This is a genomic window from Pseudomonas fluorescens, assembly GCF_000967965.1.
GTDB classification, from domain to species: domain Bacteria; phylum Pseudomonadota; class Gammaproteobacteria; order Pseudomonadales; family Pseudomonadaceae; genus Aquipseudomonas; species Aquipseudomonas grandcourensis.
Genome location: NZ_LACC01000012.1, coordinates 109702 through 124282, shown reverse-complemented (window position 1 = coordinate 124282; position 14581 = coordinate 109702). Strand labels below are relative to the sequence as shown.

The 14581-nt window shown below is 60.6% G+C and carries 8 protein-coding genes and 2 pseudogenes; 5 read left to right on the top strand and 5 right to left on the bottom strand.

The window, feature by feature from the left end:
* Window positions 1-74: 74 nt before the first annotated feature.
* The gene (gene putP / locus VC35_RS10270; protein ID WP_046039719.1) at window positions 75-1559 is read right to left on the bottom strand and encodes a sodium/proline symporter PutP; all 1485 of its coding nucleotides are present in this window, start codon (window positions 1557-1559) and stop codon (window positions 75-77) included.
* Window positions 1560-2019: 460 nt separating this feature from the next.
* On the opposite strand from putP, the gene putA reads away from it, so the two are divergent.
* Window positions 2020-5970 carry a trifunctional transcriptional regulator/proline dehydrogenase/L-glutamate gamma-semialdehyde dehydrogenase gene (putA, locus tag VC35_RS10265; RefSeq protein WP_046039716.1) on the top strand — a complete coding sequence of 1317 codons (3951 nt, stop codon included), beginning with the start codon at window positions 2020-2022 and terminating at the stop codon, window positions 5968-5970.
* Window positions 5971-6225: 255 nt separating this feature from the next.
* On the top strand, window positions 6226-8028 hold the full coding sequence (locus VC35_RS10260; RefSeq protein WP_046039715.1) for an acyl-CoA dehydrogenase: 1803 nt from the start codon (window positions 6226-6228) through the stop codon (window positions 8026-8028).
* A gap of 55 nt (window positions 8029-8083) precedes the next feature.
* On the opposite strand, the gene VC35_RS30320 is transcribed toward VC35_RS10260, so the two are convergent.
* The 4 genes and pseudogenes from VC35_RS30320 to VC35_RS10245 form a co-directional block, all read right to left on the bottom strand.
* A complete protein-coding gene (locus tag VC35_RS30320) occupies window positions 8084-8815 on the bottom strand; it encodes a methyl-accepting chemotaxis protein (RefSeq protein ID WP_404942355.1) in 732 nt (243 codons plus the stop codon).
* 132 nt (window positions 8816-8947) lie between these two features.
* Window positions 8948-9991, bottom strand: a pseudogene (locus VC35_RS30315) (HAMP domain-containing protein); the annotation flags it as partial.
* Between the two features lie 145 nt (window positions 9992-10136).
* Window positions 10137-10439: a cell division protein ZapA gene (locus VC35_RS10250; RefSeq protein WP_007981180.1), complete on the bottom strand. Its 303-nt coding sequence runs from the start codon at window positions 10437-10439 to the stop codon at window positions 10137-10139.
* Window positions 10436-10645, bottom strand: coding sequence for a hypothetical protein (locus VC35_RS10245; protein ID WP_046039713.1), 210 nt, complete (start codon window positions 10643-10645; stop codon window positions 10436-10438). The genes VC35_RS10250 and VC35_RS10245 overlap by 4 nt, the downstream gene beginning before the upstream one ends.
* Before the next feature lie 274 nt (window positions 10646-10919).
* Here VC35_RS10245 and VC35_RS30310 point away from each other — a divergent pair.
* The 3 genes and pseudogenes from VC35_RS30310 to VC35_RS10235 all read left to right on the top strand — a co-directional run.
* Window positions 10920-11690 (top strand): annotated as a pseudogene (locus VC35_RS30310) (MCP four helix bundle domain-containing protein); the annotation flags it as partial.
* Window positions 11673-12545, top strand: coding sequence for a methyl-accepting chemotaxis protein (locus tag VC35_RS30305; protein WP_404942354.1), 873 nt, complete (start codon window positions 11673-11675; stop codon window positions 12543-12545). The pseudogene VC35_RS30310 and the gene VC35_RS30305, both read left to right, overlap by 18 nt.
* Window positions 12546-12829: 284 nt before the next feature.
* Entirely contained in the window at window positions 12830-14572 is a 1743-nt protein-coding gene (locus tag VC35_RS10235) for a potassium/proton antiporter (RefSeq protein WP_046039712.1), read from the top strand.
* Window positions 14573-14581: the final 9 nt, after the last annotated feature.

Sequence of the window (14581 nt, the reverse complement as noted above, 5' to 3'; positions counted from 1 at the left end):
CGGCCCGCAGCATAGAGCTGCGAGCCGTTCTTTTATCAGGGATGGGAAGAGTTCAACCCATCACTCATCACTCATCACTTGTTCAGGCGGTAATCATTCTCTGCAGCAGCAAAACGCTGGAACATGCCAGCAGTCGGCGTACCCATTTTGCTGACGAAGTAGATCGCCAGGCTGGCGAAGATGAAACCAGGGATGATTTCGTACAGGCCCAGCAGTTCGAAGTGTTTCCAGACGATCACGGTGATCGCGCCGACCAGGATACCGGCCAGTGCGCCGTTGCGGGTCATGTCTTTCCAGATCACGGAGATCAGCACGACCGGACCGAATGCGGCACCGAAACCGGCCCAGGCGTAGCTCACCAGGCCCAGTACACGGTTTTCCGGGTTGGCCGCCAGCGCGATTGCAATCAGGGCAACCAACAGCACCATGGCACGGCCGACCCACACCAGTTCAACCTGGGAGGCGGATTTACGCAGGAAGGTCTTGTAGAAGTCTTCGGTCAGGGCGCTCGAGCACACCAGCAACTGGCAGCTCAGGGTGCTCATCACCGCAGCCAGGATGGCCGACAGCAGGATACCCGCGATCCATGGGTTGAAGAGGATCTTGGCCAGTTCGATGAACACGCGCTCGTGGTTCTCGGAGACCGCGCCAGCCACGTCCGGGTGCGCCGAGAAGTAGGCGATACCGAAGAAGCCGACGGCCACGGTGCCGCCCAGGCACAGGATCATCCAGGTCATGGAGATGCGACGGGCCTTGGCGATCGATTTAACCGAATCGGCAGCCATGAAACGCGCCAGGATATGCGGCTGGCCGAAGTAGCCCAGACCCCAGCCCATCAGCGAGATGATGCCGATGAAAGTGGTGCCCTTGAGCATGTCGAAGTTGCTTGGATCTTGCGCTTCGATGGCCAGGAAAGTGGTGTCGACGCCGCCAGTGGCCAGCAGCACGATAACCGGCGTCAGGATCAACGCGAAGATCATCAGGGTGGCTTGTACGGTATCGGTCCAGCTCACCGCCAGGAATCCACCGATAAAGGTGTAGGCAATCGTCGCCGCAGCACCGGCCCACAGCGCCGTCTCGTAGGACATGCCGAAGGTGCTTTCGAACAGACGGGCGCCGGCCACGATGCCGGAAGCGCAGTAGATGGTGAAGAACACCAGGATCACGACCGCAGAGATGATCCGCAGCAGGCCGCTTTTGTCTTCGAAACGGCTGGCGAAGTAGTCCGGCAGGGTCAGTGCATCACCGTTGTGCTCGGTCTGCACACGCAGACGGCCGGCGACGAACAGCCAGTTCAGGTAGGCGCCGATGATCAGGCCGATGGCGATCCAGCTTTCGGAAAGACCGGACATGTAGATCGCGCCGGGCAAACCCATCAACAACCAGCCGCTCATGTCGGAGGCACCGGCGGACAGTGCGGTCACGACGCTGCCCAGGCTACGGCCGCCCAGAATGTAGTCGGAAAGGTTGTTGGTGGAGCGATAGGCCATCAAGCCGATCAGCACCATTGCTGCGATGTAGATCACAAACGTGATCAGGGTTGGATTGCTTACGCTCATTAAGTTACGCCCTGGCTTTGTTTTTATGTAGCGGCGGCTGGTGAACCGCTCGCAAACGCATACGTTTGACAGACGATCCGGATTCCCGCGCATTTATGACTGATGTTTCCCCAGGAAAGCCATCAGCCGGAGCACCCGGGTTTTCCCGGGTTGCACCTTGGGCGCGAATGCTATTCAACAAAGCAAATAAGGTGCAACCAGTTTCTCGAGAATAAGTTGCACCCAGTCGGAAATAAATATCAAACCCCGATTTTTGCTCCTTTTCGGAGCAAGAAAGAGGGCCAACCACCCTAAAAAGCACCAAGCAGAGGCGGCACTGCCGTACCGGAATTTATTTCCTGACGAGTTGCGTAATATTCCGACAAAAAAAGGGTTGCACCCGGTTGCACCTCAACAGTCGCACGGCTAATCTTGCCGCCAGCTGATGCCACGCAGTCGTGGCAAACATGAGGATAAAAACATGGCTACCACCACCCTTGGGGTCAAACTTGACGACCCGACCCGCGAACGCCTCAAGGCCGCCGCGACCTCGATTGATCGCACGCCGCACTGGCTGATCAAGCAGGCAATCTTCAATTACCTGGAAAAACTCGAGGGTGGTGCAACCCTGACCGAGCTGAGCGGTTTGACCAAGGATTCCGACGACAGCGTCGACGCGCCTCAGGATCACGCCCACCAGTGCTTCCTCGAATTCGCCGAAAGCATCCTGCCGCAATCGGTATTGCGCGCCTCGATCACCGCCGCTTACCGTCGCCCTGAGCCGGAAGTCGTGCCGATGCTGATCGAACAGGCACGCCTGCCGGCACCGATGGCCGAAGCCACCAACAAACTCGCCGCCTCGATTGCTGAAAAACTGCGCAACCAGAAGAGCGCCGGCGGCCGTGCCGGCATCGTTCAGGGCCTGCTGCAGGAGTTCTCCCTGTCGTCCCAGGAAGGCGTAGCGCTGATGTGTCTGGCCGAAGCGCTGCTGCGCATCCCGGACAAAGGCACCCGCGACGCCCTGATCCGCGACAAGATCAGCACCGGCAACTGGCAGCCGCACCTGGGCAACAGCCCGTCGCTGTTCGTCAACGCCGCCACCTGGGGTTTGCTGCTGACCGGCAAACTGGTGTCGACCCACAACGAAGCTGGCCTGACTTCGTCCCTGAGCCGCATCATCGGCAAGAGCGGCGAGCCGATGATCCGCAAGGGCGTCGACATGGCCATGCGCCTGATGGGCGAGCAGTTCGTGACCGGCGAAACCATCGCCGAAGCCCTGGCCAACGCCAGCAAGTTCGAAGCCAAGGGTTTCCGCTATTCCTACGACATGTTGGGTGAAGCCGCACTCACCGAGCACGACGCCCAGAAGTACCTGGCCTCGTACGAACAAGCCATCCACTCGATCGGCAAAGCCTCCCACGGTCGCGGGATTTATGAAGGCCCGGGCATTTCGATCAAGCTGTCCGCCCTGCACCCGCGTTACAGCCGTGCGCAGTACGAGCGCGTGATGGACGAGCTGTACCCGCGCCTGTTGTCGCTGACCCTGCTGGCCAAGCAATACGACATCGGCCTGAACATCGACGCCGAAGAAGCCGACCGCCTGGAGCTGTCGCTGGATCTGCTCGAGCGCCTGTGCTTCGAGCCGCAACTGACTGGCTGGAACGGCATCGGTTTCGTCATCCAGGCTTACCAGAAGCGTTGCCCGTACGTGATCGACTACGTGATCGACCTGGCTCGCCGCAGCCGTCATCGCCTGATGATCCGCCTGGTGAAAGGCGCGTACTGGGACAGCGAGATCAAGCGCGCCCAGGTCGAAGGCCTGGAAGGCTACCCGGTCTACACCCGCAAGGTGTACACCGACGTTTCCTACATCGCTTGCGCGCGCAAACTGCTGTCGGTGCCGGAAGTCATCTACCCGCAGTTCGCCACGCACAACGCCCACACCCTGTCGGCCATTTATCACATCGCCGGTCAGAACTATTACCCGGGTCAGTACGAGTTCCAGTGCCTGCACGGCATGGGTGAACCGCTGTACGAACAGGTTGTAGGCAAAGTTTCCGAAGGTAAGCTGAACCGTCCGTGCCGTGTGTACGCTCCGGTCGGCACCCACGAAACCCTGCTGGCTTACCTGGTGCGTCGCCTGCTGGAAAACGGCGCGAACACCTCGTTCGTCAACCGCATCGCCGACCAGTCGATTTCCATCCAGGAACTGGTGGCCGATCCGGTAGCCAGCATCGAGCAGATGGCGACCGTGGAAGGTGGTTTCGGCCTGCCGCACCCGCGCATTCCGCTGCCACGTGACCTGTACGGTTCCGAGCGTGCCAACTCCAGCGGCATCGACATGGCCAACGAACATCGTTTGGCATCCCTGTCCTGCGCCCTGCTCGCCACCGCACACAACCACTGGAAAGCCGCGCCGATGCTCGGTTGCGCCTCCAGCACCGAAGCGCCGGCACCGGTCTTGAACCCGTCCGATCTGCGTGACGTGGTCGGCCATGTACAGGAAGCGACCGTCGAAGACGTCGACAACGCGATCCAGTGCGCCCTCAACGCTGCACCGATCTGGCAGGCCACCCCGCCCGCCGAGCGCGCTGCGATCCTGGAACGTGCCGCCGACCTGATGGAAGCCGAGATCCAGCCGCTGATGGGCCTGCTGGCCCGCGAAGCCGGCAAGACCTTCGCCAACGCCATCGCCGAAGTGCGTGAAGCCGTGGACTTCCTGCGTTATTACGCGGTGCAGGCACGCAACGATTTCACCAACGACGCTCACCGTCCGCTGGGTCCAGTGGTGTGCATCAGCCCGTGGAACTTCCCGCTGGCGATCTTCAGTGGTCAGGTGGCTGCTGCGCTGGCCGCCGGTAACCCGGTACTGGCCAAGCCTGCGGAACAGACTCCGCTGGTTGCCGCCCAAGCCGTGCGCCTGCTGCTCGAAGCCGGCATCCCTGAAGGCGTGCTGCAACTGCTGCCGGGTCGTGGCGAAACCGTCGGTGCCGGCCTGGTGGGTGATGAGCGCGTCAAAGGCGTGATGTTCACCGGCTCCACCGAAGTCGCGCGCTTGCTGCAACGCAACATCGCCGGTCGCCTGGACAGCCAGGGTCGTCCGATCCCGCTGATCGCCGAAACCGGTGGCCAGAACGCGATGATCGTCGACTCTTCGGCACTGACCGAACAAGTCGTGATCGACGTGGTTTCCTCGGCCTTCGACAGCGCCGGTCAGCGTTGCTCGGCCCTGCGTGTCTTGTGCTTGCAGGAAGATTCCGCAGACCGCGTCATCGAAATGCTCAAGGGCGCGATGGCTGAAAGCCGTCTCGGCAACCCTGAGCGTCTGTCCGTGGACATCGGCCCGGTCATCGACGCCGAAGCCAAGGCCGGCATCGAGAAGCACATCCAGGCCATGCGCGACAAAGGTCGCAGCGTGTACCAGGTGGCCATCGCCGATGCCGAAGAAGTCAAACGCGGCACCTTCGTGATGCCGACGCTGATCGAACTGGAAAGCTTCGACGAACTGCAACGGGAGATCTTCGGCCCGGTGCTGCACGTGGTTCGCTACAAGCGCAAGGACATCGATCAACTGATCGGCCAGATCAACGCTTCCGGCTACGGCCTGACCCTGGGCGTGCACACCCGCATCGACGAGACCATCGCCAAGGTGATCGACAACGTCAATGCCGGTAACGTCTACGTCAACCGCAACATCGTGGGTGCAGTAGTAGGCGTGCAGCCATTCGGCGGCGAAGGCCTGTCGGGTACCGGCCCGAAAGCCGGCGGCCCGCTGTACCTGTACCGCCTGCTGTCGACCCGCCCTGCGGATGCGATCGAACAATCCTTCGCTCGCGGCGATGCTGCCGCGGCACCGGACGTTCGTCTGCGCGACGCCATGAGCAAGCCACTGACCGCCCTGAAAGCCTGGGCCGACAGCCACAAGCTCGCCGACCTGAGCACCCTGTGCGTGCAATTCGCCGCGCAATCGCAAAGCGGTATCACCCGCGTACTGGCTGGCCCGACCGGCGAGCGCAACAGCTATGCGATCCTGCCGCGTGAACACGTGCTGTGCCTGGCGGAAGTCGAAGGTGATCTGCTGACGCAACTGGCAGCGGTATTGGCTGTTGGTGGTTCGGCGGTGTGGCCTGAAGCTGACATGACCAAAGCCTTGTTCGCACGTCTGCCGAAGGATATTCAGGCGCGCATCAAGCTGGTTTCCGACTGGAACAAGGATGAAGTGGTGTTTGATGCGGTTGTGCATCACGGCCATTCCGACCAGTTGCGTGCGGTGTGCCAGCAGGTTGCCAAGCGTGCCGGCGCCATCGTCGGTGTGCAGGGTCTGTCGCAAGGCGAAACCAACATTGCGCTGGAGCGTTTGGTGATCGAGCGTGCGTTGAGCGTCAACACCGCTGCGGCGGGTGGTAATGCCAGCCTGATGACCATCGGCTAAAACCGATACGCCAGGCAGCTGCAATGGCTGCCTGGCAATCAAATCCCTGTAGGAGTGAGCCTGCTCGCGATAGCGGTCTGTCGGTCACATCTGTTTCGGATGTGCCGCCGTCATCGCGAGCAGGCTCACTCCTACAGTTGTTTTGTGGTGCCTGCAAAGTTGCTGCGCTGGCCCATTATCACGGTCATCAATCATCCTGTTCAGCCTTTATCCCCCCACTTAGACTCGGCCCATTCCAACAAAAGGTAGGCCGCCATGTCCGAGACGTTGCTCAGTTCCCGCAATCTGGCTTTCGAGCTGTATGAAGTCCTCGATGCCGAGGGCCTGACCCAGCGTGAGCGTTTCGCCGAGCACAACCGCGAAACCTTCGATGCGGCCATTGGCACCGCCCGCAGCATCGCCGAGAAGTTCTTTGCCCCGCACAACCGCAAGGGTGACGAGAACGAGCCGCGCTATGAGAACGGTCAGGCGATTCTGATTCCCGAAGTGAAACCGGCAGTGGATGCCTTCCTCGAAGCCGGATTCCTGAACGCCGCGCGCAGTTTCGACGCCGGCGGCATGCAGCTTCCTACCTTGCTGTCCCAAGCCTGTTTTTCGCACTTTCAGTCGGCCAACGCGGCTTCAACGTCGTATCCGTTCCTGACCATGGGCGCGGCCAACCTGATCGAAAGCTTCGGCACTGACGAACAGAAGCAGCGCTTCCTGCAACCGATGATCGACGGCCGCTTTTTCGGCACCATGGCCCTGACCGAACCGCACGCCGGCTCGTCGTTGTCGGATATTCGTACACGCGCGGAACCTGCGTCCGACGGCACTTATCGCCTCAAGGGCAACAAGATCTTCATCTCCGGTGGCGATCACTCGCTGTCGGAAAACATTGTGCACATGGTCCTGGCCAAGTTGCCGGACGCACCGGCCGGGGTGAAGGGTATTTCACTGTTCATCGTGCCGAAATTCCTGGTCAACGATGACGGCAGCCTCGGCAAACGCAACGATGTGTTGCTGGCTGGCCTGTTCCACAAGATGGGCTGGCGCGGAACCACGTCCACCGCGCTGAATTTCGGCGATAACGGTGAGTGTGTCGGCTATCTGGTGGGCAAACCGCACCAGGGCTTGAGCTACATGTTCCAGATGATGAACGAGGCGCGGATCGGCGTCGGCATGGGTGCGGTGATGCTCGGTTACGCCGGCTATCTGTACTCGCTGGAATACGCCCGCGAGCGTCCGCAGGGCCGCGTACCGGACAGCAAGGACCCGAACACCGCGCCAGTGGCAATCATTCAGCACGCCGACGTCAAACGCATGCTGCTGACACAAAAGGCTTACGTCGAAGGTTCGTTTGACTTGGGTCTTTATGCGGCGCGCCTGTTCGATGACACCACGACGCTTGCGACCGAAGCCGAACGCAAGCAGGCCCATGAACTGCTGGACCTGCTGACGCCGATCGTCAAATCCTGGCCATCGGAGTTCTGCCTGAAGGCCAACGAACTGGCAATCCAGATCCTCGGCGGCCACGGCTACACCCGCGAATACCCGGTGGAGCAGTACTACCGCGACAACCGCCTGAACCCGATCCACGAAGGCACCCACGGTATTCAATCGCTGGACCTGCTGGGCCGAAAACTGGCGCAGAACGGTGGCGCGGGGCTCAAGCAACTGATCCGCCTGATCGCTGACACTGGTGAGCGAGCACAGGCGTTTGCTTCATTGACGCCGCTGCGTGAACCGCTGGAAAAACTGGTTGCTCGTTTGCAAACCGTGACCATCGGCCTGCTGACCGATCTGGCGCAAGGCAAGGTCAACAGCAGCCTGGCGAACTCAGCGCTGTACCTGAAAGTGTTTGGTCATACGGTGATTGGCTGGCGCTGGCTGGAGCAGGCGATCCGTGCCGAAGAAGGTTTAGCCAAGGGCAATGCGGCGGATGTCAGTTTCTATAAAGGCAAGCTGCAGGCGGCGCGGTACTTCCTGACGTGGGAAGTGCCGGGTTGCCATCATGAGCTGGCGATTCTTGAGGCGCGGGATGATGTGTGCCTGACGATGCAGGATGAGTGGTTCTGACGACCGGCAAGTATTTGTGGCGAGGGAGCAAGCTCCCTCGCCACAAAGTTGTCTCTCAACTCAGCTTGAACCCACCCATCTGCCGCGCCAGATCATCCGCCAACCGCTGCAACGTCTGGCAATCATCCCGACAGGCCCTGACCTCCCCCGCCGTCGCCCGGGCCAGATCGGAAATACCCTGCACGTTACGGTTGATCTCTTCGGTCACCGCCGACTGCTCTTCTGTCGCCGTCGCCACCTGATGGTTCATGTCGCTGATGCGTTCCACTTGCCCGGTAATCGCAGTCAACGAGGCGCCGGTACGCTGGCTCGACTCGACACCTGTACCTGTCGCCGCTTGCCCGGAATGCATCGACGACACTGCGTTTTCCGCACCTTGCTTGAGGCTGCCGATCATCTGCTGGATTTCATCGGTTGACGACTGTGTACGCCGCGCCAAAGTCCGCACTTCATCGGCCACCACGGCAAATCCACGCCCCATGTCCCCGGCCCGCGCCGCTTCGATAGCGGCATTGAGCGCCAGCAGGTTGGTCTGCTCGGAAATCCCGCGAATCACCGCCAGCACCTGGTCGATCGACGCCACTTGATGGGCCAGTTCACCCACCGCCGTGGCCGCGACGCCGATTTCGTCAGACATATTTTCAATGTGCCGAATCGATCCGCCTACCACTTCCCGTGCCTGCATCGCCTCATCCCGAGCCGTTTGCGATGCGACCGCCGCGTTGCCGGCGTTCTGGGCGATCTCCTGAACGGTCAGGCCCATTTCGTGAACCGCAGTGGCAACCATGTCGGTCATTTCCTGTTGGCGGCCGGAGCGTTCAGCGGTGTTATCCACAACCCGTGCAACCTGGCCGACAGCGGTGCGCAACTGCTCGCTGGTGGTCAGCACTTCGCCGATCATGTCGCGCTGGCTATCCAGGAACCGATTGAAACCGCGAGCCAGATCGCCCAGCTCATCAGCACGGCTGGAATCTAACCGGTGGGTCAAATCTCCACCGCCGCTACCGATTGCTACCAATGCCGCTGTTACCTGACGAATCGGGCGCACCAGCCCACGGGCCAGCAACACCACCAGCAACAGGCACACCAAGGCCACCGCCAGGCCGATACCACTGCTTATCCACATGGCGCGGCGGGCTTCGGCGTAGATCTGCGATTGCGGCACTTCGGCCACCAGGGTCCAGCCGAGATCACGCAATGGCAGGCTTAACGCGAGGAAGTCTTCACCGTCACGCTGGAAGCCGCTGTTGGTGGCAGTGGCCTTGAAGGTAGAAAGCTGACTCATCACCGCTTGTGCCGCCGTAGCACCAATCTGCTCGATCAAAGTGCGTTTGCCGCTGAATTGCGCCTCGGGATGCACCTGGATCAAACCGTCGGAACGCACGAGATAGACCTTGCCGCGCTCTCCGAAGCTGAAGTTGTGAATCAGCTCCGACAGTTCTTTCATGCTCAGGCCAAGCCCGGCAACGCCCACGACTTTACCGGCCTGCTCGACTTTGAAGTCGATGAAAAGCGCCAATTCTCCGGTGGCCGTGTCGTTATCGATGTTGAGAGTGCGCGGCTGGTTGCTGTCGAGGAACGAGTAGAACCAGGCGTCTTTCGGATTGGAACGACTGAGGGTCCGATCCAGGCCTTTTTCGGTGAAGTAATGGTTGGACGCGGTGCCGACAATAATCGCGGTAAAGGCCTTGTGCTCGGCGCGGATGCCTTCGAGATAGGTAGTAAACGTGCCGACCTGGGCACTGTCTTCCCCCCCGGCCAGCCAGTCGCGCACCATGCTGTTGCTGGCGATGTCCTTGGCGGCGGTGAGCGGTTGGACAAGGATACGTTCGATGTCGTTGCGCATCGCTTCGATGCTCGATGGCAAGGCCTGCTCGACCAGATAGCTCTGGGCGAGACGATTGACCACCAGGGTATAAATGCCAACCACGATCAGAATACTGACGAGCAGAGCGGTGCCCATGCTCAGGATCAACTGCCATTGAATACTGCGTCGCCAGAACTGCATGGAGCACCCCCAAAGAATAAGAGGCTGAAACACTGCAACAGCCGTGCCGATTGTATACAAACCAACCGACAATCTATTCTTTGGTTGTGCGCAAAGCCGATCAGGCCTGATTGATCGTCTTGGAGATCACTTCAACCGTGGCGCTGACTTGCTCTTGGTAACGGTCGAGTTCGAGCTTGTGCTGCTTCTGCATTTCGATCTGCTGGGAGCACAGATTCATCGCCGCCAGCACCAGCAGTCGGTCACCGATCAGCGTCGGGTACTTCCTCTTGGTTTCGGCCAGGGCTGCCTTCAACATCATCGCGGCATCGAGCAGGGTTTGTTCTTCCCCGGCCGGTGCCTTGATCGAATAGTCCTCTCCCAGGATCGAGACGACTTTTACCCCTGCGGCGTTGTAACTCATGCGCTGACAGGGCCTGCGCTGACGCGCTCAACCAGGGCCTGGATGCGAGCCGCCGTGGCGCCTTGCTTCTCTTCGTGTTCCATCAGGCTCAGTTGCAGGCTTTCGTTTTCATCTTTGGCCTGGGCCAGTTCCGTGGTCAGGCTCTGGTTCTGCTGCACCAGGTCACTGACCAGTTGTTCCAATTGGCTTAGGGATGCTTCCAACATTTTGATTTTCCGGGCTTTTTCAAAGGGCGCGTACGATAAAGAAAAGTCACCCTGGATGCCAGGGTTATACAGACGCAAAGCCTTGATTTTGCTGACGGGCGACCTTCCTCGCGAGTTTTAAAGACTGTGATTGGCCCATCTGGTTCCTGCACTTCGTCGCCACAAGGTGCAACCGGCTGAAACACGGGGGGCTCAAGACTTCAGCCAGACGACCGATAAGTCATCCATACAGCAGCCTCAGCCCCGCACGGATGCGCTCTTTTCGGTGATCGCCATGTCCCTTCGTAATATGAATATCGCCCCTCGCGCGTTCCTCAGCTTTGCCCTGATTGGCGGCTTGATGATGGTTCTGGGGGTGTTTGCCTTGAATCAGATGAGCAAGATCCGCGGCGCCGCCGAGAACATCACCAACAACAGTGTGCCAAGCATCAAGAGCCTGGACGAGTTCACCCAACTCACCTTGCGCCTGCGGGTGCTGTCCTACCGCTTGCTGGTGAACCGCGAGCCGGACGTGCAGCAGAAAACCATGGAACTGCTGGAGACTCGCAACCAGCAGATTCGCACCGCCCAGGCAACCTACGAAAAGCTGATCGCCAGCCCGCAGGAGCGTGCGACCTACGATCAATACGTACAACTGCTGGGTCAGTACCGCCAGATCGAAGACCGGATGAAAACCCTGTCGCGCAACAATCAGGTCGATGAACTGCGCAGCTTGCTCAACACCGATTTGCTCAATAACTCCGAAGCGGTCAACACCGTGTTGAACCGCCTGCTGGAGATCAACACCCAGCAGAGCCACGACACCAACCAGCAGGCAGCGGATCAATACGATTCGGCGTTCAACCTTGTGATCGCCCTGTTGGTGATCGCCACCGCCATGACGCTGCTGCTCGCCTGGTTGCTGACCAACAGCATCACCCAACCGATCGCCAATGCCCTGGGCGCCGCTGAACAGATCGCCGAAGGCAACCTGACGCGTCCGATTACCGTTGACGGCCAGGATGAAGCCGGCCGCTTGCTGCTGGCCATGTCAAAGATGCAGGACAAGTTGCGCGACACGCTGCAGCGTATTTCCGGCTCGGCCACACAGTTGGCATCGGCTGCCGAAGAACTCAACAGCGTCACCGACGAAAGCGCCCGTGGCCTGACCCGGCAGAACAACGAAATCGAACAGGCCGCCACCGCAGTCAACGAAATGACCAGCGCCGTGGAAGAAGTCGCACGCAACGCGGTGAGCACGTCCGAAGCCTCGAAAAACGCCACCACCTCAGCCGGTGACGGCCGTGACCTGGTGCAGGAAACCGTCAGCGCCATCGAACGCATGAGCGCCGACGTACAGAGCACCGCGACCCTGATCGGCGACCTGGCCAACGAGTCCCGCGACATCGGCAAGGTGCTGGACGTGATCCGTGGCCTGGCCGACCAGACCAACCTGCTGGCGTTGAACGCGGCCATCGAAGCGGCACGCGCTGGTGAGGCCGGTCGTGGTTTTGCGGTGGTGGCCGATGAGGTTCGTGCCCTGGCCCACCGCACCCAGCAGTCGACCAGCGAGATCGAACGCATGATTGGCAGCATCCAGAGCGGTACGGAGCACGCAGTGGATTCGATGCGTAACAGCACCGAACGCGCCGAATCGACCCTGAACATCGCCCGTGGTGCCGGGATGTCGCTGGACACCATCAACAGCGCCATCGTCGAAATCAACGAGCGCAACCTGGTGATCGCCAGCGCCGCCGAAGAACAGGCGCAGGTGGCCCGTGAAGTGGATCGCAATCTGGTGAACATCCGTGACCTGTCGGTGCAGTCGGCCACCGGGGCCAACCAGACCAGTGCGGCCAGTAACGAACTGTCGCGCCTGGCGGTGGACCTGAACACGATGGTTGGGCGGTTCAGCCTTTAACTCTGTGGCGAGGGGGCTTGTCGGAATGCCGCACCACCCCGTTGGGCCGCGCAGCGACCCCAAACCTGTTAACTGCGCACATCCATTAAATCGCGTCTACCGGATTTACGACTGCTTCGCAGCCGAACGGGGGCAAGCCCCCTCGCCACAATGATTTCACCCAGCGTGAAGAATCGCCTGCAAAAAGCTTTTTGACAGCATCACATTTCAACAGGTTAGAATCGCTGGCACGCAGACTGCATGGTCAGTTTGCGCCCGCCTTTCAGCTTTCTGGAGTACTGCCTTTGAATGCAACGACCATCAACAGCCTGTTCTTGATCGGCGCGTTGCTGGTAGGTGCGAGCATTCTGGTGAGCTCACTTTCGTCCCGTCTCGGCATCCCGATTCTGGTGATCATCCTGGCAGTCGGCATGGCGGCGGGTGTCGATGGCGCCGGCATTCTTTTTGATAACTACCCCACGGCTTATCTGGTCGGCAACCTCGCACTGGCAGTGATCCTGCTCGACGGCGGCTTGCGCACCCGGGTGTCGAGTTTCCGCGTGGCGTTATGGCCGGCGCTGTCGCTGGCCACAGTCGGGGTACTGATTACCACCGGGCTGACCGGCATGGCGGCCGCATGGCTGTTCAACCTGAACCTGATCCAGGGCCTGCTGATCGGCGCCATCGTCGGCTCCACCGACGCCGCGGCGGTGTTTTCGCTATTGGGTGGCAAAGGCCTGAACGAGCGGGTAACCGCCAGCCTTGAAATCGAATCCGGCAGCAACGACCCGATGGCGGTGTTCCTCACCGTCACCCTGATCGACATGCTCGCCAGCGGCCAGACCGGCCTGCACTGGAGCCTGTTGACCCACCTGCTGCGCGAGTTCGGCATAGGTGGCGTCATTGGCCTGGGCGGTGGCTGGCTCATGCTGCAACTGGTCAATCGCATCAACCTGGCCACCGGTTTGTATCCGATTCTGGTCATCGCTGGCGGGTTGGTCGTCTTTGCCCTGACCAACGCCCTGCACGGCAGTGGCTTCCTGGCGGTATACATCTGCGGCCTGGTGATCGGCAACCGTCCGGTGCGCAGCCGCCACGGCATCCTGCACATGCTCGATGGCATGGCCTGGCTGGCGCAGATCGGTATGTTCCTGGTGTTGGGGCTGCTGGTGACGCCTCACGACCTGCTGCCTATCGCCTTGCCGGCACTGGCCCTGGCGCTGTGGATGATTCTGTTTGCCCGGCCACTGTCGGTGATGGTTAGCCTGCTGCCGTTCAAGGCGTTCCATGGTCGCGAGAAAGCGTTCATTTCCTGGGTCGGCCTGCGCGGCGCGGTCCCGATCATTCTAGCGGTGTTCCCGCTGATGGCCGGCCTGCCCAACGCCCAGCTGTACTTCAACCTCGCGTTCTTTATCGTGCTGGTGTCGCTGTTGGTTCAGGGCACGAGCCTGCCGTGGGTCGCCAAGCTGCTGAAGGTGACGGTGCCTCCGGAGCCTGCACCCATCTCCCGCTCGGCCCTGGAAGTGCACGTCACCAGCGAGTGGGAGCTGTTCGTCTATCGCCTCGGCGCGGAAAAATGGTGCATCGGTTCGCCCCTGCGCGAGCTGAAAATGCCCGAAGGCACCCGTATCGCTGCCCTGTTTCGTGGCCAACAATTGCTCCATCCGTCGGGTAGTACGGTGCTGGAAGTCGATGATTTGCTGTGTGTCATCGGCCATGAACACAACCTGCCGGCCCTCGGAAAACTCTTCAGCCAGGCGCCACAACGGGGCCTCGATCTGCGCTTCTTTGGCGACTTCGTACTCGAAGGAGACGCCCAGCTGGCCGCGGTTGCAGCCCTCTATGGACTGAAGGTCGAAGGCATCGATCCGGACATGTCCCTGGGCCACTTCATTGCCCAGAAGGTCGGCGGCGCGCCGGTGGTAGGCGACCAGGTGGAATGGAACAACACCATTTGGACCGTGGCCGTCATGGACGGGAACAAGATCGGCAAAGTGGGCGTCAGATTCCCCGAAGGAAGTCGCCCGGGTCCCGGACTCTTCCTCTAAACTGCTTCC

Bases quoted from the DNA above. Each gene is read 5' to 3' on its own strand.
- putP (WP_046039719.1), bottom strand. From the start codon at position 1,559: ATGAGCGTAAGCAATCCAACCCTGATCACGTTTGTGATCTACATCGCA.
- putA (WP_046039716.1), top strand. From the start codon at position 2,020: ATGGCTACCACCACCCTTGGGGTCAAACTTGACGACCCGACCCGCGAA.
- VC35_RS10260 (WP_046039715.1), top strand. From the start codon at position 6,226: ATGTCCGAGACGTTGCTCAGTTCCCGCAATCTGGCTTTCGAGCTGTAT.
- VC35_RS30320 (WP_404942355.1), bottom strand. From the start codon at position 8,815: ATGGTTGCCACTGCGGTTCACGAAATGGGCCTGACCGTTCAGGAGATC.
- VC35_RS10250 (WP_007981180.1), bottom strand. From the start codon at position 10,439: ATGAGTTACAACGCCGCAGGGGTAAAAGTCGTCTCGATCCTGGGAGAG.
- VC35_RS10245 (WP_046039713.1), bottom strand. From the start codon at position 10,645: ATGTTGGAAGCATCCCTAAGCCAATTGGAACAACTGGTCAGTGACCTG.
- VC35_RS30305 (WP_404942354.1), top strand. From the start codon at position 11,673: ATGTCAAAGATGCAGGACAAGTTGCGCGACACGCTGCAGCGTATTTCC.